Origin of the sequence: Paenibacillus sp. FSL M7-0802 (assembly GCF_038004945.1) — a bacterium.
In the GTDB taxonomy this organism is placed as follows: Bacteria; Bacillota; Bacilli; order Paenibacillales; family Paenibacillaceae; genus Paenibacillus; species Paenibacillus polymyxa_B.
Genome location: NZ_JBBOSD010000001.1, coordinates 272,821 through 294,198, shown reverse-complemented (window position 1 = coordinate 294,198; position 21,378 = coordinate 272,821). Strand labels below are relative to the sequence as shown.

Below are 21,378 nucleotides of genomic sequence, written 5' to 3'. Positions count from 1 at the left end.
CCTTCATATTTGTATCTGTGTTTTGCTAAATTCTCGTATGAATGGATCACTAAGAATGAACGGGTGTACGATAGTATGTATAATGGACATCAGACATGAAAGAAAAGAGGACAGAAAGCGATGAGTCACGACGTGAATGCTCCTTACGATGTACATGTAGCATATGGACCGGTGTTTGAGCTGCTCAGCAGCTTACACACCTTTATTTGCCGCAAGGCTTACAAGAAGACCGATTTATCAGCCGGGTGGGCGGAGCAAGTGCGTAGAACGCTGTCTCCAGGTTTGTCCAAATTGCTGGAGTCCATGGAAATCAATGCAGATTGGAAGGTTATTTATGGACTCGTCTGTATGCTTTCTGATCAGGGGAACGTTAAAGAAGTCGTAGATCGTCTGGAGAACCGGACTGTACAGGAATTAAATGAACAGGCATCAGCCTATGGGGTCTCGCTGCCTGACGACATGGAGAAGCTTCGCAAACTTGCTTTGCAACTGCTATCTGGCTGGGACGAGGAGTATTTCCGCCATGTGGATACAAGTATTCTAAGCGGTCTGGAACAGGAAGCTGAACGGAGAAATAAGGAGAGGGGCGTATATAGCTCTATGGAGTGGGTGGATCGTACCACTAATGGCTTCCGGTTCGAGCCTTCCGAAGGGCTGACACGGGTGTTGCTGGTGCCTCAATACCATTTTCAGCCGATTAATATCATTTATCGATTTGGGTCGCTCCTGTTGTGCCATTATTCGGCAGGGATTTATGTTCAGGAGGACGATTTTTTATCCCCACAGGAATATCGAATGATCCGAAGTTTGGGGGAGAAGAGCAGGCTTAAGATTTTAAAATATTTGTATCAAAGCCAGTCTCCACGAACCTTTATTGAGATTGTCCGTCATCTCAAGCTGTCCAAGGGAATCACCCACGACCATATTTTTAAGCTCCGGGCCTCTGGCTTCATCCATGCACATTTTGATGGCGAAACATTACTCGGATATAGCGCACGGCTTTCGGCTGTGGATGAAATGCATCGGAGCATTCTTGGCTATATGGAGCGAAATTAGGCTACACGCACCAGTTAGACTTTAACACTTTAAACAAATAGACGTCGATCATTTGGAATCCAGATGAGTTGACGTCTTTTTTTTTATAAAAAATGGAGTTCTCTCTTTACAGAACCGGAATAGATTCCTATAATGAGATTTATCTTATTAATTACAACTTGTTCGATCGGAATTTACTAAATTAACTCGGGGGGATTATTTTGAAAAAGGGAATTATTCTACTCAGCAGTCTATTTCTGGCAAGTTCTACCTTATTAGCAGCTTGCTCTAGTGGTGGATCAGATAGCGCTAATGATGCTACTTCGCAAAATAGTGATGTCGCACAGACAGCCGCTACAGCGCAGCCATTAACAAGTCTGGTACAAGCTTCAGATTTATCCAAATTGCCGGAAGTGTCCAAAAAGAGAAGCGACACGATTATTGTTGGTCTGACTGACCCAGCCGGGGTGTTTACTCCGTATTTTAACCAAAGCGGCTATGACGGCAACGTGATTTCGCAGTTGTGGACTCCGCTGGTCACGGTAGACGAGAAGGGGCTTCCGCTGCCCAATCTGGCTAAGAGCTGGGATATTTCTAAGGATAATCTAACGTACACGTTTCATCTGGTTCCCGGTACAAAATTCAGTGATGGCTCTCCTTTGACAGCAGAGGATGTCGCTTTTACCTGGACGTTGATCTATGACAAAGCCTATCCTGGTGACAGCCAAATCCGAAAGCTGAACATTAAAGGCGGCAAAGACTATACGGAAGGCAAGGCAAAACAAATTGAAGGAATCAAGGTGATTGATGCGCAGACCATTTCTGCGACGTTAGAAAAACCAAACGCGCTGGCTCTGCCGATTCTGGGTGACTATGTACTGTCCAAAGCCTACTACGGCAAGGATTACAAGTTCGGACAGCTGGATTATTTTAAAAATTTACATAGTAGCCCTCTGGGAAATGGGGCTTATAAGTTGGAAAAGTTCATTCCAGGGCAAGAAGTTCGTCTGGAGGCGAATGATCACTTTTTCAAAGGCAAACCGAAAACACAGCATTTCATTTACAAAACAGCAGAAGGCGACGCTTGGCAATTCATAGAAACAGGCGATACCGATTTTGCTCAATTCACCGCAACTCAGGAAAATATCGACAAACTAAAAGGGCTTGGCTTTTTAAACATTTTGCCGTATACCCCTAGCACTTACGGATATTTGCAAGTAAATCTTGAAAATGAAAAGCTTAAGGATAAAAAGGTTCGTCAAGCATTGACCTATGGACTGGATCGGAAAAGCATTTATGTCGACGCAGCTCAGGGAGCAGGGGCGGTCGCAAACATTCCAGCTTCCCCAATATTCTGGTCTTACACGACCGATGGAATCAATCCATATAACTACGACCCAGAGCAAGCGAAAAAGCTGCTGGATGAAGCGGGCTGGGCAGAAGGTAGTGATGGCATCCGTGAGAAAAACGGTCAGAAGCTGACCATTCACCTGCTGACCTCTAAACGTCCAGAAACAGATACCTTTATTGCGCTTGCGGCTGAAAATTACAAAGCGATTGGCGTTGACCTACAGCCGGAAATCTTTGCAGACTTTAATGCAATGGTCGCCAAAGTAGAAGGTAAAGATTATGATCTTGCCGCCTTTTCGACAGGCATGCTGACAGATCCATCAGATGGAATCGAGCAATTCGTCAATGGAGAAGTCAAGGGATATAACAATCCAAAGGTAAAAGAGCTATATGAAAAAGGCTTGTCTACGACGAATATGGAAGAACGCAAGAAAATATATCAAGAATTATATGTGCTGCTAAACGATGAACTGCCCGTAATTTTTACCAACTATAAGAAGACGGTGTATGCCTACAATGGTCGGATGGAACATGTAAAGGTCAGTCCGTTCATTGGCTTGTCTGGTAATCTGTTCGAATGGTCCCTTAAATAAGCCACATTTGCAGGCCCCTTGTGAAGAACATCAGGTTCGGATCAAGGGGCCTCCCAAATAGGGGAAACGTAATGAGTAGCCTGACCTTGAATTGAAAGGAGTCTGTCATGAGCTCGTTTTTAACGAAAAGACTGACGTATATGGTTATTATTTTGTTGGCCGCTTCGATGATGATTTTTTTCCTGTATGCCATGACACCGGGAGATTTCATTAGCGGCAATCTGAAGCTGTCGCCAGAGAGAAAGGCGGAGCTGAGGGAAATTTACGGCCTGAATAAGCCTATTCTTGAACGCTATGGAAATTGGCTGGGCAATGCGCTGCATGGAAATTTTGGTTATTCGCTTGCCCAGCAGAAGCCGGTGCTGACCTTATTTAATGAGTATATCTGGAACTCGTTTTTGCTGGCCGTTGTATCGACCTTCCTGACCTGGTTTATCGCGGTCATTATCGGTGTGGTTGCTGCTTATAAGCAGTATTCATGGTTTGATACTTTGGTAATGGTGGTGATTTTCGCTGCCATGTCTGTGCCCTCATTTTTTATCGGGTTGTATCTGATTAAAATCGCAGCGGTTGACCTGAAGTGGTTGCCACCCGGTGGCATGCTTAATACGGGGAGTAACGCTACAGGTATGGAGTATGTGAAGGAGGTTCTCCAGCATATGACCTTGCCAGTGATCGTTATGACGCTGCTGGGACTGGGGTCGTTGACCCGCTACTTCCGTAGCAATATGATCGACGTGATCCAGCAGGATTATATACGCACAGCCCGTGCAAAGGGCTTAAAGGAAAGAAAGGTACTTTTTACGCACGCATTGAGAAATGCATTGCTGCCTGCCATTACGCTCGTTGGCTTCGAATTACCTGCGCTGTTTGGCGGGTCCCTGATTATTGAAAAGATTTTTAATTGGCCGGGAATCGGTCAGTTGTACATGCAATCCTTTTCGCTCCGGGATTATCCGCTACTTATGGGCTTTACGATGCTAATTGCCATATTGAGCGTTATCGGGACACTGTTGTCCGATATTTTGTATCGCATCGCGGACCCGCGTGTGAAAGTGTAAGGAGGGGGCTAAGGAATGTCATCCGTGAGCAGTAATTTGAGCAAGAGCAGCGGCAGACTGCGAACAACTGTTAAATCTTCAATGTGGCAGCAAGCGCTCCGGCAGCTGTTCAGAAACAAGCTTGCTATGGCTGGTCTGCTTGTCGTGGTATTTATGTTTTTGCTCTGTTTTATCGGTCCGTTATTTTCTCCTTATTCCGATAATAAAACAAATATATTAATGATGAACAAGGCGCCAAATATCCATCACTGGTTAGGAACAGACAAGCTGGGGCGGGATGTGCTGACACGTGTGATGCAGGCAGGTCAAATTTCTCTTACTGTGGGTTTGGCTTCTATGGTGTTGTCTGTCTTTTTGGGAGCTACGCTGGGGGTCATATCCGCATATTTTCGCGGGATTGCAGATCAAATCATTATGCGCGTTGCTGATTTGCTGCTGACGATTCCCAGTTTGCCCCTGCTATTTATTATGGGCGCGCTGCTATCTGACTGGAAGGTTCCGCCCGACCAACGGATGTATATCGTCATGCTGATGCTTAGTCTGGTCAACTGGCCGGGGATTGCACGGATGGTGAGGGGCCAGATGCTTAGTTTGCGGGAACGTGAATTTATGCAAGCCGCGACGGTACTGGGACTCTCGAATCGTCGAAAGCTGTTCAAGCATCTGCTGCCGAATATTTTACCGTTGTTGATCGTTATCGCTACATTGAATATTGGCGGAGCCATCCTGAGTGAATCTGTGCTCAGCTTCTTTGGCCTTGGCGTGCTGCCCACAACACCGACTTGGGGCAACATGATTGATGCCGCTAACAATGTGCTGGATTTTCAGCAACGTCCGTGGTTGTGGATACCGCCAGGACTGTCTATTTTTGCTACAGTCATCGCTATTAATATTTTTGGTGACGGGCTGAGGGATGTACTTGACCCGAAACATAAGAGGTAGGTGATCATACACCATGGACAATTTACTTTCTATTGAACATTTAAGCACTCATTTTTATACAGAAGAAGGAACGGTTAAAGCGGTGGATGATATCAGCTTCCGTGTGAAGCCAGGGGAAACGGTATGCATTGTCGGTGAATCGGGATGCGGCAAAAGTATTACCGCGATGTCCATCATGGGTCTGATCCAGAGTCCCGGTGGTAAAGTGGCAGGCGGAAGCATCCGCTTTGAGGAAACCGATCTGCTAGAGCTTAGCAGAAATGAGATGCGCACGATTCGCGGACATGAAATATCCATGATCTTTCAGGAGCCGATGTCTTCATTGAATCCGGTCATGACCATTGGTGAACAGCTATCCGAACCACTGATTGAGCATTTGAAAATGGGCCGTAAGGAAGCTCGTAAGCGAGCACTGGAGCTGATCGAACAGGTCGGTATATCCCGGCCGGAGCAGATTTTAAAAAGTTATCCGCATGAGCTGAGCGGGGGGATGCTGCAGCGAATTATGATTGCAATTGCTGTTTCTTGTGGTCCCAAGCTGCTTATCGCGGATGAGCCAACCACCGCTCTGGATGTAACGATTCAGGCGCAAATCCTCGATATGCTGCGTGAATTTAAAGCCCAATCCAATATGTCGCTCATGCTAATCACCCATGATCTGGGTGTTGTCGCCGAAATGGCTGATTACGTCATTGTGATGTATGCAGGCAAGATCGTCGAGGAAGGCGAAGTGGTACAGCTGTTTAATCATCCCAAGCATCCTTATACACAAGGGTTACTAAAATCCAAACCGGTGCTTAATCAGCGCCAAGAGGAACTGTATTCCATTCCCGGGCAGGTACCTAATCCGCTGGAGCTGACGACTTCCTGTTATTTTCATGACCGCTGCGGGCAGTGCATGGACATTTGTCGTGTAAAGGAGCCTACATTAAAAGAAGTTTCAGCTCAGCAGAAAGCATCCTGCTGGTTATATGAGGAGGCGGTTGTTCATGGCTGAGCCGGAGCCGTTGTTGGAAATAGACCGCTTAAAAACGTACTTTCCGGTGAAGTCCGGGTTTATGAACCGTACTTCAGGACATGTGCGGGCGGTAGACGATATCAGCTTTACGATCCGTCAGGGTGAAACCTTCGGATTGGTAGGGGAATCGGGGAGCGGTAAAAGCACGGTGGGCCGCACGATTGTTAGATTGACGGATAAAACGGACGGTACCGTAAAATACAAAGGGATGGATTTGCACAGCTTGTCTGCCAAAGGGATGCAGGAACTTCGTCCCAAAATTCAGCTGATCTTTCAAGACCCGTATAGCTCGCTGAATCCGCGTGTACGGATTGGTGATGCCATTGGTGAGGCGCTACTGGATCACGGTATAGCAACGAAGGAGGAGGTCCGGCAGATTGTGCTGGACGTGCTCAAGCTATGTGGATTGTCAGAGTATCATATCGACCGTTTTCCCCATGAATTTTCGGGAGGTCAACGCCAACGGATCGGCATTGCCCGAGCGCTGGCGCTTCAGCCGGATCTAATTATCGCTGATGAGCCGGTATCAGCGCTGGATGTGTCCATACAGGCGCAGATTATTAACCTATTCGCCAAATTGCAGGCCGAACGGGGTCTGACATATTTGTTCATCTCGCATGATTTGAGCGTGGTGGAACATTTGTGTTCCCGTATTGGCGTGATGTATTTAGGCTCCATGGTCGAAACGGCATCGCGTGACGAGCTATTCGGGAATCCGTTGCATCCGTATACGAAGGCGTTGCTGTCGGCTGTACCTATTCCGGTGCCGAAGCTGAAGAGAGAACGTATTTTGCTCAAGGGGGATATTCCAAGTCCGGTTAATCCGCCTTCGGGCTGCAAGTTCCATACTCGCTGCCCCTTTGCAATCGACCGTTGCTCCAAAGAGATTCCACTCTATCGTGAGGCTCGTCCAGATCACTGGGTAGCTTGCCATTTGGCTGAATGAACAAAGTTAGTCAGCAAATTTTAAAGCCGTTGAAACGGCAGACCGTTCACAAGAGTGAAGGGGGCTGCTGTTTCAACGGCTTTTTAATGTCGTGATTCAAACCGCTTGGGTTGACAACACACCTGGAGCAGCGTTATATTAAATAGTAATCGTAATTATTACTATTTGAGGTATAAAATCATGTCCATATCCGTGTTCATCAATCTCGCGGTAGTGATGGTGAACCTTCATGATTGGCATATATCACAAGGAGGAGCTTTACATGGCCAAGAAGTCAAAAGTCGTAAAAGAGAAGAAACGCCAGGAAATTGTAGCTAAATATGCGGACCTGAGACGTGAATTGAAAGCAAAAGGGGACTACGAAGCTTTGCAAAAGCTTCCGCGTGACTCATCTCCAACCCGCCTGAAAAGCCGTTGTGAGCTGACGGGCAGACCTAGAGGATACTTGCGCAAATTCAAGCTGTCTCGTATCGCGTTCCGCGAGTTGGCACATAAAGGCCAAATTCCAGGAATTACGAAATCAAGCTGGTAAACAGGCACTTATGTCGATCGTTAGCGCATGGAGATTATCTGTGTTGTTAACCTGAGGATATGTCTTATAGAAGGTTGTAACGGGAATGCTTCATGTCGTAGGGGGACATGGGGCATTCCTTTTCCATGGAAAATATTATCGTTTGTATTGATTCTCCTTAGATGGTTAGGTAGAATATGGACGGGTTAAAAATATACATAACAAACGATTACATAATGTGGATATATCAGATTATGTATACCTCAGGAGGAGCTACAAGATGGAAGTGAAACAGAGAGAGGACTCCTTTTGGAGTATGGTCAAAAAAGGAAACAAATCCTCGGGCTCGGCGGCGTTAGGTAATACCGGCATTGCTCTGATTAAGGGGATTGCTTTTGCCTTGACAGGCAGCGGCTCTATGTTTGCTACGATGATGCATTCCATTGCGGATGCAGTGAATCAAATGTTTGTATTCGCGGGCAGTGTATTGGCAGAGAAAAAACCGACAAAACGCTTTCCTACCGGCTTTGGACGAGTGATTAACCTGTTTTGTATGGTTGCCGTTATTGTTGTAACGATTATGGCCTATGAAACCGCATTGGAAGGCATTCATTTGCTGCAGCATCCAGCTGAATCTACACATGGATTTTGGATTAATGTAGTAGTGCTGATTTTGTCACTAGTGGTGGACGGATTTGTATGGAGCAAAGCGATGAAAGAAGTGCTGCATGAATCCAGAGTAGAAGCGAAGGGGCTAAGCATTTTCACCACTGCGTTCCGCCATGTGGGGCGTGCTGCACCGCCAACCCGGCTGGTGTTTTATGAAGATTTGGTAGCAACAACGGGTGGAGTACTTGCTCTGCTAGCAGTGGTGGTCACATCGCTGACAGATTTTAAACTGCTGGACGGAATTTCGAGTATACTCATCGGTTGTCTGATGGTCGGTGTTGCTTTCCGGGTCGGTTACGACAACATGGTAGGCTTGATTGGTGTATCTGCTCCTCCTGATATCGAAGAACGTGTGGCTTCCATTATTCTAGCAGATACACATGTAACGGATATTTATCAAATGCGTATTTTACAGGAGGGACGCTACTATCACGTGGAAGGGTTGATTGAGCTTACACCGGGCATGACGCTGGCAGATGCTGACGATATTAAATTTAGAGTCGAGGACGCTTTGCTACGTGATCCTAATATCTCAGATGCAGCATTGGGTATTCTGGAAGATGACGGGATTAGAAAGTGGAAACAAGAGAAACCCACAGTTTAGAAAAAATGATCAAAGCGAATCTGGACGGGGATTGGCAATAGTGTAAAACAAGAACTTCCATGACCACAGCAACGGGGCATGGAGGTTCTTTTACTTTTTCTCAATTGTTTTACTACCCCTTTGAATTTAGGATGATTGTTAGATACAATGAAAGCGTTAACAAAAAAGAAGGTGAAACAAATGCTTCTCATGGGGAGGAAATGCAAATGAGTCTTCTGAGGGAGGCTTGGCCTGCTTCGCGGCTCGTTAAGGCGCTGGCTGGCGGCATGCAGGATTCAGCAAGGCAACGGTTAAGGAGTAATTGGACAAAAAGGCTGCGGACGACTGTCTCTGAGCCGATATACGCCGAACTTTGGATGGATATTGTGCGTGTCTGTAAAGATAATCGGGAAACATCATGGCCTGAACTGCCGTTGTCTCTGTTTCGGGAATTTACTAATACAGGAGAGCGCAAGCCGTATGAGGATGTGTACTTTGAACGGCGTGGACGACTGGTTGCTATAGTGCTTGAAGCTGTTGTCAAGCCGGAGCCTCGAAAGATGAAAGAGGTGGAAAGCGGTCTGCTGGACATATGTAGCGAGTACACATGGGCGCTTCCTGCACATGTCAATGAAGGAGACACAGTAACACCGCCTTGGCAGCAGGTGGATTTATTCGCGTCCGAAACAGCACAAACGCTGGTTGAAATTTTATTGCTGCTAGGAGAACAACTGGCTAGCCATGTGGTCGCTCAGGTGCACGAAGAGATTGAACGTCGTGTGCTGGAACCCGTTTTTTGGAAGCCTCGTCATTTTGGATGGGAAACCGCAGATCATAATTGGTCGGCAGTATGTGCTTCCGGTTGCGGAATTGCAGCATTGCTGCTGGTAGAAGACGACTTTTCCAGAGCGGTAGCCATCGAGAGTATGCTGGGCGCGCTGGATTGTTTTTTGGCAGGCTACAGAGAGGATGGGGGATGTCCCGAAGGCGTAGGTTACTGGGTATACGGCTTTGGTTATTTCACTTATTTTGCCGATATGCTGCGTGAGTTTACCGAGGGAGCTGTGGATATTCTGAACTCGGAAAAGGTTAGGAAAATCGCAGCCTTTGCAGAGCGGGTTCATCTGTCGGATGGCATTTTCGCTAATTATTCGGACAGTAGTGAAACTGAACGATTGCCTTCCGGACTCATTTCTCATTTGAATTCTTTGCAAGGACGACCATCTACACTCCCTTTCCGCGTACCTGGTCTGTTGGAAGACCCCTGTCGCCGCTGGGCTCATGTATTGCGCAACTTGGTCTGGACGAATCCTCTGGCATTCGGGAGCGGTGAGACCGTTACCAATTATTTGCCGCAACTCGGTTGGCTGATGTGCCGCAGCTGCAGTTCCAGCCATAGTGGACCCGAAAGCCAAAAGGGTGAACCAGGTGTCATGCTTGCATTTTCAGCGAAGGCTGGGCATAACAATGAACCGCACAATCATAACGATCTTGGACATTTCATCCTTCATGGCGGTGGCGAAAATATATTGTGTGATCTGGGAGCAGGCTTGTACACGAAAGCCTATTTTTCATCGGGACGAGAGTCGATTATTAATATCTCCTCCGGCGGTCATTCCGTGCCTGTCATCAATGGGACTATGCAGCAATCGGGCGCACAGGCAAAGGCGGCTGTGCTGGATATTGCTTTGGATGAGCAGGAGGAGGTACAGACGGGCACAAGGCTTAAGCTTGATTTGACATCTGCTTATCCTGTAGAAGAATTGGCAGTCTTCACCCGCTCCTTTACATGGAATGTGCTGGAGGGAAACGAGGGGGCAAGGCTTACCGTCACAGATCATTTTGAGTTTGAAACGTCTGGCGTGAGCATGAAGTCACGGGATGTGGAGGAGCTTTTGATCAGTCGTATTCAGCCTAATCTGGGAGCAGGCTTCGTGGAATGGAAGGGAGCGAACGCAGGGGTCAGGTTAGATTATGATGCCAGCGTGCTGCGGGCGGGGTTGGAGGCTGTGAAGCACATAGATCATGACGGAGTTCCTTTTGTGTTTTATAAAACATCGCTGCAACTGGACTCCAATCAATGGAACGGTTCTGCAAGCGTAGATTGTAATCTGTTTTTTACCATACATTAATTTTCATTTTGAATGGGAGGCAGACAGGATGAATAAGCTGCAGACAGGCAGCGTGTACCCTTGGCAGACGGAGCTGGAGAGATTTATTGAACAGGTGGAAAGCGCGCCAAATCGAGTGAATGACGGTTGGACTCACCAACATAAGCTGGCTGTGCTGGAAAAGCTGGTTCGCGCATATGCCCTGCATCAGGACGAAACCGGAGCTATCATTGACCCCCATTCTGAAAGTGAACGGTACTACTCCACCCCCTCCTATGCGTTGGCTGCGGCGGTGTTGGTCAAAGAAGGCCGGCATGATTTACTGGAATCTGCTGCTGCGGCCTTGACGCATAGCATAGCTTGTGTAGTGGAGGAAAAAGCGCCAGATCACCACCCAGACTTTTTTCCAATTATGATGATGGGAGCGTATCGGCTCCTTAAAAATCTGCTGCCAGAACAAGCCATGGCATGGAAGCAGCAACTGAGCAGAATTCAGCCGGAGCAGACCTACATTTTTACGATGAGCAAAATGAAAAATCCGAACCGGATGATCAACTGGAATGCGATTATGATTTCCGGCGAGTTTTTGCGTGCAACGGAAGGAATTGCAGCCGATTCGGAATGGATGGAGACGTATATCCGCAGCTACCATTTGCCTCGTTTTACCAGGTTGGGCCTGTATCAGGATGGTCCGTTGGATCGGCCCAATAGCCCATTTGCCTACGATATCGTTACACGTTTTCATCTGGGCGTGATGCTGGAGAACGGATATGATGGCAGCTGCGCACTCGAACTGCGTGACCACCTTCGCAAGGGGGCGCTCAGCACATTACTGGCGCTATCCCCGCACGGGGAAATTCCGCCGCGTGGAAGAAGCGCCCAGCATCAGTGGAACGAAGCGGCGGCGGCCTTTGTCTTTACAACACATGCACAGCAGGCTTTTACAGCAGGAGAGCATGGGCTCGCAGGTGCGTTCCGACGGGCAGCAGATCTATGCTGGCAAGCGATTAGCCGCTGGCAGACGGATGACGGCAAGCTGCATATCGTCCGCAACCATTATCCGTCCGAGGCACGGCATGGCTTTGAGGTGTACTCGAATCATACCTGCTACAGTCTGTGGACGGCGGCTGTGCTGGCCCACACCCTTCTACATGGTGAGGAGATGGATCGCATTTCCCCAACCTTCATCCCGGCGGAGATCGGCAGCCGGGTGTTGGCAACGGATGGCTGGTTCCAGACTGTCATTGCAGCCGTAGACGGGCAGCAAATGCTTGTGCAAACATCGGTCAACGACCCGTACAATATTCCGGGCATCGTGCGTATTCAGCAGTCTGCGCTGCCGTCGCTGATCGGTCCGTCCTCAGCAGGTCATGCAGACCGCGGCTTTACAGGCTTCGCGGAGGGAGATATTTTCCCGCTGAGCTATACCCCGGCCTGGCAAACGGAGGACGGAAAGTGGCACAGCTTGTCGGAGGGCATTCCCGGTACGCTGGAGTTCGACCGGGATGGAGGGATTGACCCGCAGGATGGTGGAGGAACCGTACAGATGGAACAAAGCTCAGCGTCTGACGGAGCAACGGATTTTACACTCCTGTGGGAAGGCCCATTCCCGGGAGTGAGGGAAATCCGAACGCATTATCGTCAGGTACCCGGCAAAATTGAAGTGGCGTATGAGCTTCAAGGCAATATTCAGAATGTAGGGGCACTTATTCCCCTAATGGCGTACGACGGTCGGGAGCGCAGTGTTATTCATCATGTCATGTCAGCTGGGAAAGAAACGGAAAGCATTCGAGTAGAATACGCAGGTGCAAGCCTTGAAGTCATCCCGACGACGGAAGGAACGAATGTGGTCTGGCCGGAAGAATTAGCTTCTGTGGCCTGTCGGAATGGTTTACTTAAGGGAGCGCGTCTGGAATGTGAAGGCAACCGCATTTCCTTTATCATTCGGTTACCTGAATAAATGGAACTGGTGTAGCCATATATATTTTTAAACATGTGGAAAAAGGGAGAGGAAAAAGAAATGACGAAAACAGAAGCGTGGCTGGAGCAATCGTGGGAGCTGGCTTTGGATAAAACGCTTGCCTTGGCGGCAAGACTGGGGGACGCTTTTCCACATGTTGCAGAGGGTGGACGTTATGATAATCGTGAAGAAGCGTGGTGGACAGCAGGCTTTTATCCGGGACTGCTATGGCTAGCCAATCGGGCGCGTCCTGACAGTGTGGCTGCCGGGATTGCACAGCGGTGCGAGGGTCGTTTGGAAAAAATACTCTATAATAGCGAAGCTGTAGACCATGATCTTGGCTTTATTTGGCTGCTCAGCGGCGTGGCCGCCCACCGATTGAACGGAGATTCTGAGTCCAGAAGACGTGGGTTATTGGCTGCCAATCTGCTGGCTGCCCGTTTTAACGTGAATGGCCGTTTTATTCGTGCGTGGAACTTCCCCTCGAAGGACATGGATACACGGGGCGTTGCGATTATAGACAGTATGATGAATCTACCCCTGCTTTATTGGGCTTCGGAGGAAAGCGGAGATCCGCGTTTTGCCGCTCTCGCTGTGCAGCATGCAGATACCGTAGCACGTGAATTTGTCCGTTCGGATGGCTCTATCGCACATGTGATCGAATTCGATCCGGAGATTGGAAAAAAGGTCGCCGAGCATGGTGGACAGGGATTTGCTCCCGGTTCTGCCTGGGCACGTGGCACGGCTTGGGCTTTGTATGGTTTTACGCTTTCGTATGGGTACACGCGCGATTCGCGTTATTTGAAGGTGGCCGAGAACACGGCTGACTTTTTCCTGTCCCAGCTGGGCGATGCTTGCCTGCCTGTGTGGGATTTTAGAGCAGAAGAAGAGCACCGCGGGGCATGGGATTCATCGGCGGCGGCAATTGCGGCCAGTGGTTTGCTGGAGCTGGCAAAATATTCGACGCGTGCAGAGCATTTTACAGAAGCTGCAGCATCTATCCTCGAGGGCTTGCATCATACATGTACGGCGTGGGGCGAGGAGCATGAGGGATTGCTGATGAACGGGACTGTACATTATCCTGAGCAAAAATACATCAACGTTCCCATTATCTATGGCGATTATTTCTTTGTCGAGGCATTGGCAAAGCTGCGCGGAGAAGAAGGTTTGTTTAGTGTTGAATGCAAAAAAATATAGTGTATAAGCGTGCAAGAACGAACTCATTTTAATCATACGGTCGTTTGTCAGATTTACGGAATGAATTGTGAAGCAGCGTGTGTGTAATTTCATTTACATATACGCTGTTTTTTTATGCATGAAAAGGCTGGATTTATTTCGATGCCAAAGTACTACTTATAGGGGGTTAAGAGATTGTGGCTGAGCTTATTTTGTACCCAATCAGAGAAAAATCATTGATATAAGCTCTTAACTCCTATGAAAATTTTCATTTTGATGCATGGAAATAGGTCCTTTTACTTGTTTAAGAGCATTTACTCGTAAATTGACAATATAGGTGGGTAACCGTATGATATCTTCTTGGGTAAAGGAATAAACTGGATTTTAAATCTCATTTGCAAAAGGAGTTATACATATCATGACAGCAACAAGTGATTGTACCAAAAGAATATACGGAGGATTTTGGATAAGAACGGCAGCGTTTGTGATTGATCTGATCATCCTTACTGCCATAGTCCTTTTAGTAGGGGGCGCAATTTACATTATCCCAGATCTTCTGGGCATAAAGGAGACGGGTTTCATACAAGTACTGCTTATGTTGTGGCCGCTGATCTTATGGCTCGTAGTGCCATGGTTGTACTGTGTGTTATGGGAATCATCGAAGGTAAGAGCAACACCGGGTAAGCTGGTGTTCTCTTTAATTGTTGTAGACAAGGAAGGAAAGCGTCTTGGATTCTTACATGCCTCAGGACGTTATTGGATTAAAGCCATTTCTTTTGTAATTGCTCATATTATTTATATTGTGGTTGCTTTTACTGCCAAAAAACAGGGACTCCACGATCTTTGTACCAACACCTTTGTTGTGAATAAAAAGGAGTTGCAGCACATGAGCAGCAATTGTCCTTCACTCCAGTAGCTTCAAATATCATGAATTAAGGAAATTTCCGTTGCAGAAGATGGGTCTATTATGTAATATTAAGTGAATGATAATGATTATCATTTTCTATAGACTATATAACTTGGAGGATACATCCATATGCTACATGTAAAAAAATCGACCAAACTCCCTATACTGGCGGGAGTACTGCTCATTATAGCCGTTGTACTATCAGCTTGTAGCTCTCAAGGAAATGTTGCCCAAACTTCCCCTACAGCAGGACAGGCTGCAAACAGCACGGTTCAAAAGGAAGAGGCATCAACAACGCCGACCACCCGAGAATATACAGACTCTCAAAAACGTAAAGTAACGATTCCGGTAAATCCACAGCGGATCGTTTATGTAGGCAGTGATCCGGGGGATTTGCTTGCCTTGGGTGTACGTCCAGCAGGTGCGAGTCTGAGTGTCATTCAGTCACAAATTGTGTATGCGGACCTTACCAAGGATATTACCGATGTAGGCTACCCAGTGAATCTGGAAAAAGTGACGATGCTGAAACCGGACCTTATTCTTCACGACAATTGGGATGAAAAGGCGATTGATACGTTAGCTAAAATTGCACCTACCGTGGCTCTTCATTCCGACCAGGCAACTTTTGAACGTATGCAGGAGCTAGGTAAACTTCTTGGAAAAACTAAAGAGGCAGACCAATTCAAAACCTTATATGACGAGAAGGCCAAACAAATGAAGGCCAAGCTGGATGTTGACATTAAGCCAGGAGAGACAGCGACGGTGTTGTTAGTTATGGGGAAGAACCTGTATGTTATGGGACATCAGGGTGCATCCGTGTCCTTGTATGATGTGCTTGGCTTTAAACCGGCTCCCAAGGTACAAACAGACCTGATTGATAAAAAAGAGCGCTTTGCTACCATTTCTAACGAGGTGCTTCCTGCATTTATCGGGGATGAACTATTTATTCTGTCGGATCAGAGTAAAGAAACAGTTGCAGTTACTAATAATCTGATGAACAGTGAAATATGGAAGACCATTCCCGCGGTTCAAAACAAACGGGTATATACACTCGACAGCTCATGGAATTTTGATGATGCCATCACGAGAGAACGGCTTCTTGAACAAATTCCAGATTTGATGAAGCAAAAGTAAACATGGAACCAGCCAGTGCCTGAAAGCATTAGCTGGTTTCTTTGTTTTCTCATTATGCTATGAATACTTCCCTTGCTTAACCTATCTCTTATCAAGCTTTCTCCACCAAATCCTTCGCCAAATCCTCCTCGTAGCATACTCACACAAACGAACCCTGATGTCCTTTATTTATAGAATTTCATGGCGAAATAAAAAATGTAAGCTGTTCTTACAGTTTTCATGTTCTTTTTAGCTTGTTTTGCGTTATAATGAAAGGATGCACATTATGAACGAATTGGAGGCACAGCCCGATTGACTACTTACCCTTTTGCCTTTGATCCGTCCAAGCCGTTTATTGAGCAGGCAAGTGACTGGATTGCGGATGTATTTTATGAAGTTTTGCCTGAAGTCGGCTTTGAGGTTCGGGATGAACAAATTTATATGGCATTCCAGCTAGAACGTGCCTATAAGGAAAAAAAGACCATTTTTGCAGAAGCAGGTGTGGGCACTGGTAAAACGCTGGTATACCTGCTGTACGCTATTGCATATGCTCGATACATGAGAAAACCGGCGATTATCGCCTGTGCGGATGAATCGTTAATTGAACAATTGGTAAAGCCGGAAGGGGATATCGCCAAGCTGGCACGGCATTTGAGTCTGACGATTGATGCCAGATTGGGGAAGTCGCCGGATCAGTATATTTGCCTGAATAAGCTGGATGAGGTGCGAGGCGGACTGGATGAGGACGCAGATGTTTTCCGTGATATTTATCAGGAACTGCCGGATTTTGTTCATTTTCCAGATACGTTACAGTCCTTCACTCCTTACGGAAATCGGAAGGAGTATCCCGAGCTAACAGATGGACAGTGGAGCAGACTCGGATGGGATGTATTTCAAGACTGTCTCGTTTGCCATCAGCGCCATCGTTGCGGTCAGACGTTGTCTCGTGATCATTACCGCAAAGCGGCAGATCTGGTCATTTGCTCTCATGACTTTTATATGGAGCATGTATGGACCTACGAAGCGAGAAAGCGCGAGGGTCAGCTGCCGTTGCTGCCGGAGCACAGCTCTGTCGTCTTTGACGAAGGGCATCTGCTGGAGACAGCGGCACAAAATGCACTTACCTACAAGCTTAAGCACGCTCAGTTTGAGTCTATTATTACCCGACTTCTCGAGGGGGAAGTGCGAGAATCTTTGGCAATGACGATCGAAGATGCGATCTCCCAAAGTGAGGTTTTGTTCGCTGCGCTTGATAAGAACAGTCAGCCTGTACAGGGTTCTAATCGCAAGGAGTTCATCCTGAATGAGTCGCTGATTCGAGAGGTAAACCGCTTTGGTGAATTGATCGGCACGATCGAAGAAGAGCTTGTATTTGAAAGCGGGCTATTCTCTTTGGATGAGTATCAAGTCAAAATTGTGGAAGAACATTTGGAAATGATTCAAACCGCATTGGCTTTGTTTAAGCGTCCTGAACTTCTCATTTCGTGGGTGATGGAGGATCAGGATGGGTTAACGCTTGTGGTTATGCCGAAGATGGTAAAAGAGATTCTCAAAGAACGAGTATTTGCGCAGCATATACCAATCGTATTCTCTTCAGCTACGCTTTCCGTAGAGAGCTCTTTTGACTATATGGCGCAGAGTCTCGGTATTGAAAATCCACTAACGTTTTCTGTTGCTTCACCTTATGACTACAGCGATCAGATGCAAGCTGCACTGTACCCGTTGCAAGTGGGGCATGATCCAATCCAGAGAGCGCTGACACTGCTGGAGAAATCGCAGGGAAGAGCGCTTATCCTGTTTCCTTCACAGGAGGAACTGGCTGCATTCAAGAAGGATCTCGTTGCTTACCCGGAGGCATCAGCCTATCGTTTTCTGTACGAAGGTTCGGCTGAAATCAGCCATCTGATCTCAGCTTTTCAGAATGATGAGGAAAGTGTGTTGTGCGCTGTTACATTATGGGAAGGATTGGATATTCCTGGACCTTCTCTGTCGCACGTCATTATCTGGTCACTGCCATTTCCTCCGAATGATCCGGTTTTTACGGCTCTGCGCAAGGATGCAGCAGATCCGTTTATTCAGATAGATATGCCTCACATGGCACTTAGACTCAGACAAGGCATAGGGCGTTTAATTCGCTCGCGTAATGATCGAGGCTGGATATCCATCATGGGCCAGGATTTGAGACGTCAAGAAGTACGCACACAAGTTGAACAACTACTGCCTGCGGGCGTAGAATGCACCGTAATTGAAGGAAACCCGGAGGGAATAAAAACATGTTGAATTTTACAACGTACACAGTAGATCAGATTAAAGATGCTTTTGGTATTTTGACTGGACAGCGTTATGAATTTATCATTGATGTAGAGGTAGAGGAGGACGACGAGCTATACACTGAAAACGGACTGTATATCCGTTGTCTTTATTTAGTAGACGAAGAAAAGACGGGACTGCTAAAGTATGAATTAATTGAAAAAGTAACGAATAGTTACATTGATCTTGAACTTGAAGATGATGAGCTGCAAGCTGTTGCGAACTTCTGTAAAGAACATGTACAGGATGAAACAGTGAAGTAACAGTATAGAACACTTAGCTAGCACAGCTGGTGTATAGCTAACATATAATGAAGATATCAAGGAGTCCTGACATGATCAGGCTCCTTTTTTTATGGTCAAATGAAGAGAACTTATTTGCTCTAGCGCAGTCTATCCCACACATTCACCATAAACAGCATAATACCAGCCGCGAGTAACACCCACCCTATGGCGATCCAAACTCCAGCCTCTGGAATTTCGTAATTTTCACCTATAATTGCCAATATCAACACAGGCAGACCGATATTATGCATCCAAAAATGGATATGTGCCAGAATAGTAACTGAAAGTGCAGGAAAGGTCACATAGATCAGACCTATAATTCCAAGTGCAATCCAACCCAACAAATGAATATGAGACTGAACATTGGACAGGCTGTAATCACCCGACAAGCCAATAATTACACTAAGCAGCACACTGAGGGCAAAATATACGGCAGCTATCTTCAGAAATTGCTTTCCCATATATGAACTCCTCCTTATGTTGCACGGGGATATTTTGTGACATCTTCTCTATCATATCGAGCAAGCAGGCAGGGTGTGTGGGTATTGTGACTGGTCCATTTGACAAAAGCTTCAAATACACATAAAATCTTATTGCATCAATACTTACCGTATTACTGTGTTTTCTCGGAGATGATAGCGAACTTCTCCGACAAAAGGCGTTAATTTTTGACCATTGGTTTATTTTGGATTCGCCATTAAAAGGAGCTTGAAATTATGAATGTATATCAAAATACCCTTGAACTCATCGGACGTACGCCATTAGTGGAGCTGAGCAGCTATTCTCTACCGAGAGGAATTCGCCTGTTTGCGAAGCTGGAGTTTATGAATCCCGGCGGCAGCGTAAAGGATCGGGTAGGTAAGGCTCTAATTGAAAAAGCATTAAAAACAGGTCAGCTGAAGCCAGGTGGGACATTAATTGAAGCAACAGCAGGCAACGCAGGTATTGGTCTTGCGATGGCGGCGCTTCATTATAATATCTCGGTTATTTTTGCTGTGCCTGAGAAGTTCAGCCAAGAGAAGCAGGACCTGATGAAGGCATTGGGAGCACGCATCGTTCATACCCCGACAAGTGAGGGGATGAAAGGAGCTATCGAAAAAACAAAAGAATTGGCTGCTGAAATAAAAGATGCATACTTGCCACGGCAATTCAGTAATCCGGATAATCCCGAGGCATATTATACGACAATGGGACCTGAAATATGGAACGATCTGGACGGCAAAGTGGACGTATTTGTGGCAGGTGCAGGCTCGGGGGGAACGTTTATGGGAACCTCGCGTTATCTTAAGGAACAAAATGCAGCCCTTAAAACGGTCATCGTGGAGCCGGAAGGGTCCATTTTGAATGGCGGCGAGTCAGGTCCACATAAAACGGAAGGAATTGGCATGGAATTAATCCCTGAATTTGTGGATAAAGGATATTTTAATGCCATTCACACCATTAGCGATGTTGATGCTTTTGACCGTGTCAAGGAACTGGCTGCACGTGAAGGTCTTCTCGTTGGCAGTTCTTCAGGGTCTGCTTTACATGCCGCTTTACTGGAAGCCGAAAATGCACCGGATGGCGCACATATTGTTACCATTTTCCCGGATAGCAGCGAACGTTATCTGAGCAAAAAAATATATGAAGGCGGGATATAAAATGAAACGCAAAACAAAACTGATTCACGGCGGGCTTCCTACCGATCCCCATACAGGCGCGGTTAACGTTCCTATTTATCAGGTAAGCACTTATGAGCAAGAGGAAATTGGCGTCCATAAGGGATACGAATATTCGCGTACAGGCAATCCGACCCGGTTTGCTCTGGAGGAGCTGATCAAGGATCTGGAGGAAGGAAAGCGTGGTTTTGCTTTCGGTTCGGGTATGGCAGCAATCCATGCGGTATTTTCACTGTTTAATGCAGGGGATCATATTTTGCTGACCGATGATGTATACGGAGGCACCTACCGTATTGTAAGCAAAGTCCTCAGCCGTATCGGAATTGAGTCCACATTTGTGGATACGACTGACCTGGAAGCCATCTCCAAAGCAATTCGTCCGAATACGAAGGCATTGTATGTCGAAACGCCAACGAACCCGCTTTTGAAGGTTACGGATATCCGCGCTGTTTCGGAGCTTGTAAAAAAACATGATCTTTTATTGATCGTCGACAACACATTTGCTACCCCTTATTGGCAGACGCCAATTACACTTGGGGCTGATATCGTCATTCACTCTGCTACCAAGTATTTGGGCGGCCATAGCGATGTTGTAGCAGGTCTGGCTGTTGTGAACAGCGACGAGCTGGGAGAACAACTTCATTTTCTGCAAAACGCCATTGGTGCTATTCTCGGCCCGCAAGATTCTTGGTTATTGATCCGAGGTATTAAAACATTGGGTCTGCGTATGGAAGCGATTGAGCAAAATGCGAAGGAAATTGCAGCCTTTTTGGAAAAACATCCGAAGGTTAGCAAAGTGTACTATCCTGGACTGGAAAGCCATGCACAGCATGAACTGTCCAAAATCCAGGCCGAAGGCTTTGGCGGCATCATTTCCTTTGATGTAGGTAGCGACGCTAACGCGGTTGCACTTCTGAAAAAGGTGAAATATTTTACACTGGCTGAAAGCTTGGGAGCGGTTGAAAGTCTGATTAGTGTTCCGGCACGTATGACGCACGCCTCTATTCCAGTAGAACGTCGTGCAGAGCTAGGTATTACCGAAGGTTTGGTGCGGATTTCGGTTGGGATTGAAGATCTGGAAGATTTGATCGAAGATTTGCAGGCAGCATTGTAAGAAAATAATCGTAATGTTCAAGAGAGGTAGCTGAGGC

General features: G+C 46.8%; 18 protein-coding genes. 17 read left to right on the top strand and 1 reads right to left on the bottom strand.

Annotated features, from left to right (window positions below; all coding sequences use genetic code 11):
• Positions 1-120: 120 nt before the first annotated feature.
• The 15 genes from MHB54_RS01630 (at position 121) to MHB54_RS01560 (ending at position 18,548) form a co-directional block, all read left to right on the top strand.
• Positions 121-1,056: an ArsR family transcriptional regulator gene (locus MHB54_RS01630; RefSeq protein ID WP_028542373.1), complete on the top strand. Its 936-nt coding sequence runs from the start codon at positions 121-123 to the stop codon at positions 1,054-1,056.
• 200 nt (positions 1,057-1,256) lie between these two features.
• Positions 1,257-2,978 carry an ABC transporter substrate-binding protein gene (locus MHB54_RS01625; protein ID WP_209435658.1) on the top strand — a complete coding sequence of 574 codons (1,722 nt, stop codon included), beginning with the start codon at positions 1,257-1,259 and terminating at the stop codon, positions 2,976-2,978.
• Positions 2,979-3,085: 107 nt separating this feature from the next.
• On the top strand, positions 3,086-4,039 hold the full coding sequence (locus MHB54_RS01620; RefSeq protein ID WP_023988364.1) for an ABC transporter permease: 954 nt from the start codon (positions 3,086-3,088) through the stop codon (positions 4,037-4,039).
• A 15-nt stretch (positions 4,040-4,054) separates the two neighbouring features.
• Positions 4,055-4,981, top strand: a complete 927-nt coding sequence (gene opp4C / locus MHB54_RS01615) for an oligopeptide ABC transporter permease (RefSeq protein WP_023988365.1) — start codon at positions 4,055-4,057, stop codon at positions 4,979-4,981.
• 13 nt (positions 4,982-4,994) lie between these two features.
• A complete protein-coding gene (locus MHB54_RS01610; RefSeq protein ID WP_023988366.1) occupies positions 4,995-5,978 on the top strand; it encodes an ABC transporter ATP-binding protein in 984 nt (327 codons plus the stop codon).
• Positions 5,971-6,945 (top strand): ABC transporter ATP-binding protein, encoded by a 975-nt coding sequence (locus tag MHB54_RS01605; protein ID WP_034095022.1) that lies wholly within the window; start codon positions 5,971-5,973, stop codon positions 6,943-6,945. The genes MHB54_RS01610 and MHB54_RS01605 overlap by 8 nt, the downstream gene beginning before the upstream one ends.
• A gap of 262 nt (positions 6,946-7,207) precedes the next feature.
• Positions 7,208-7,477 carry a 30S ribosomal protein S14 gene (gene rpsN, locus MHB54_RS01600; protein WP_028542369.1) on the top strand — a complete coding sequence of 90 codons (270 nt, stop codon included), beginning with the start codon at positions 7,208-7,210 and terminating at the stop codon, positions 7,475-7,477.
• A gap of 259 nt (positions 7,478-7,736) precedes the next feature.
• Positions 7,737-8,729, top strand: coding sequence for a cation diffusion facilitator family transporter (locus tag MHB54_RS01595; RefSeq protein ID WP_023988369.1), 993 nt, complete (start codon positions 7,737-7,739; stop codon positions 8,727-8,729).
• Positions 8,730-8,935: 206 nt separating this feature from the next.
• A complete protein-coding gene (locus MHB54_RS01590) occupies positions 8,936-10,840 on the top strand; it encodes a heparinase II/III domain-containing protein (protein ID WP_340981360.1) in 1,905 nt (634 codons plus the stop codon).
• 28 nt (positions 10,841-10,868) lie between these two features.
• The gene (locus MHB54_RS01585; RefSeq protein WP_340981359.1) at positions 10,869-12,779 is read left to right on the top strand and encodes a glycosyl hydrolase; all 1,911 of its coding nucleotides are present in this window, start codon (positions 10,869-10,871) and stop codon (positions 12,777-12,779) included.
• Between the two features lie 60 nt (positions 12,780-12,839).
• Positions 12,840-13,976 (top strand): glycoside hydrolase family 88 protein, encoded by a 1,137-nt coding sequence (locus MHB54_RS01580; RefSeq protein WP_023988372.1) that lies wholly within the window; start codon positions 12,840-12,842, stop codon positions 13,974-13,976.
• A 397-nt stretch (positions 13,977-14,373) separates the two neighbouring features.
• The gene (locus MHB54_RS01575) at positions 14,374-14,871 is read left to right on the top strand and encodes an RDD family protein (RefSeq protein WP_023988373.1); all 498 of its coding nucleotides are present in this window, start codon (positions 14,374-14,376) and stop codon (positions 14,869-14,871) included.
• Positions 14,872-14,991: 120 nt separating this feature from the next.
• Positions 14,992-15,996 (top strand): ABC transporter substrate-binding protein, encoded by a 1,005-nt coding sequence (locus MHB54_RS01570; protein WP_023988374.1) that lies wholly within the window; start codon positions 14,992-14,994, stop codon positions 15,994-15,996.
• 291 nt (positions 15,997-16,287) lie between these two features.
• On the top strand, positions 16,288-18,255 hold the full coding sequence (locus MHB54_RS01565; RefSeq protein WP_023988375.1) for an ATP-dependent DNA helicase: 1,968 nt from the start codon (positions 16,288-16,290) through the stop codon (positions 18,253-18,255).
• Positions 18,249-18,548: a DUF6509 family protein gene (locus MHB54_RS01560; protein ID WP_053325322.1), complete on the top strand. Its 300-nt coding sequence runs from the start codon at positions 18,249-18,251 to the stop codon at positions 18,546-18,548. Before MHB54_RS01565 ends, MHB54_RS01560 begins: the two co-directional genes overlap by 7 nt.
• A 119-nt stretch (positions 18,549-18,667) precedes the next feature.
• Here the strand turns inward: MHB54_RS01560 and MHB54_RS01555 are convergent, their stop codons facing one another.
• A complete protein-coding gene (locus tag MHB54_RS01555; protein WP_053325323.1) occupies positions 18,668-19,030 on the bottom strand; it encodes a hypothetical protein in 363 nt (120 codons plus the stop codon).
• A gap of 255 nt (positions 19,031-19,285) precedes the next feature.
• Between MHB54_RS01555 and MHB54_RS01550 the strand changes: the two genes are divergently transcribed.
• A complete protein-coding gene (locus MHB54_RS01550) occupies positions 19,286-20,209 on the top strand; it encodes a PLP-dependent cysteine synthase family protein (protein WP_053325324.1) in 924 nt (307 codons plus the stop codon).
• Between the two features lies 1 nt (position 20,210).
• Complete coding sequence (locus MHB54_RS01545) at positions 20,211-21,341, top strand: bifunctional cystathionine gamma-lyase/homocysteine desulfhydrase (RefSeq protein WP_025724184.1); 1,131 nt, start codon at positions 20,211-20,213, stop codon at positions 21,339-21,341.
• The last annotated feature ends 37 nt before the right edge of the window (positions 21,342-21,378 follow it).

Excerpts from the sequence above, each read along its gene's own strand:
- MHB54_RS01605 (WP_034095022.1), top strand. The coding sequence starts at position 5,971 with ATGGCTGAGCCGGAGCCGTTGTTGGAAATAGACCGCTTAAAAACGTAC.
- MHB54_RS01545 (WP_025724184.1), top strand. The coding sequence starts at position 20,211 with ATGAAACGCAAAACAAAACTGATTCACGGCGGGCTTCCTACCGATCCC.
- rpsN (WP_028542369.1), top strand. The coding sequence starts at position 7,208 with ATGGCCAAGAAGTCAAAAGTCGTAAAAGAGAAGAAACGCCAGGAAATT.
- MHB54_RS01575 (WP_023988373.1), top strand. The coding sequence starts at position 14,374 with ATGACAGCAACAAGTGATTGTACCAAAAGAATATACGGAGGATTTTGG.
- MHB54_RS01620 (WP_023988364.1), top strand. The coding sequence starts at position 3,086 with ATGAGCTCGTTTTTAACGAAAAGACTGACGTATATGGTTATTATTTTG.
- MHB54_RS01590 (WP_340981360.1), top strand. The coding sequence starts at position 8,936 with ATGAGTCTTCTGAGGGAGGCTTGGCCTGCTTCGCGGCTCGTTAAGGCG.
- MHB54_RS01585 (WP_340981359.1), top strand. The coding sequence starts at position 10,869 with ATGAATAAGCTGCAGACAGGCAGCGTGTACCCTTGGCAGACGGAGCTG.
- MHB54_RS01610 (WP_023988366.1), top strand. The coding sequence starts at position 4,995 with ATGGACAATTTACTTTCTATTGAACATTTAAGCACTCATTTTTATACA.
- MHB54_RS01595 (WP_023988369.1), top strand. The coding sequence starts at position 7,737 with ATGGAAGTGAAACAGAGAGAGGACTCCTTTTGGAGTATGGTCAAAAAA.
- MHB54_RS01555 (WP_053325323.1), bottom strand. The coding sequence starts at position 19,030 with ATGGGAAAGCAATTTCTGAAGATAGCTGCCGTATATTTTGCCCTCAGT.
- MHB54_RS01550 (WP_053325324.1), top strand. The coding sequence starts at position 19,286 with ATGAATGTATATCAAAATACCCTTGAACTCATCGGACGTACGCCATTA.
- MHB54_RS01560 (WP_053325322.1), top strand. The coding sequence starts at position 18,249 with ATGTTGAATTTTACAACGTACACAGTAGATCAGATTAAAGATGCTTTT.
- MHB54_RS01580 (WP_023988372.1), top strand. The coding sequence starts at position 12,840 with ATGACGAAAACAGAAGCGTGGCTGGAGCAATCGTGGGAGCTGGCTTTG.
- MHB54_RS01630 (WP_028542373.1), top strand. The coding sequence starts at position 121 with ATGAGTCACGACGTGAATGCTCCTTACGATGTACATGTAGCATATGGA.
- opp4C (WP_023988365.1), top strand. The coding sequence starts at position 4,055 with ATGTCATCCGTGAGCAGTAATTTGAGCAAGAGCAGCGGCAGACTGCGA.
- MHB54_RS01570 (WP_023988374.1), top strand. The coding sequence starts at position 14,992 with ATGCTACATGTAAAAAAATCGACCAAACTCCCTATACTGGCGGGAGTA.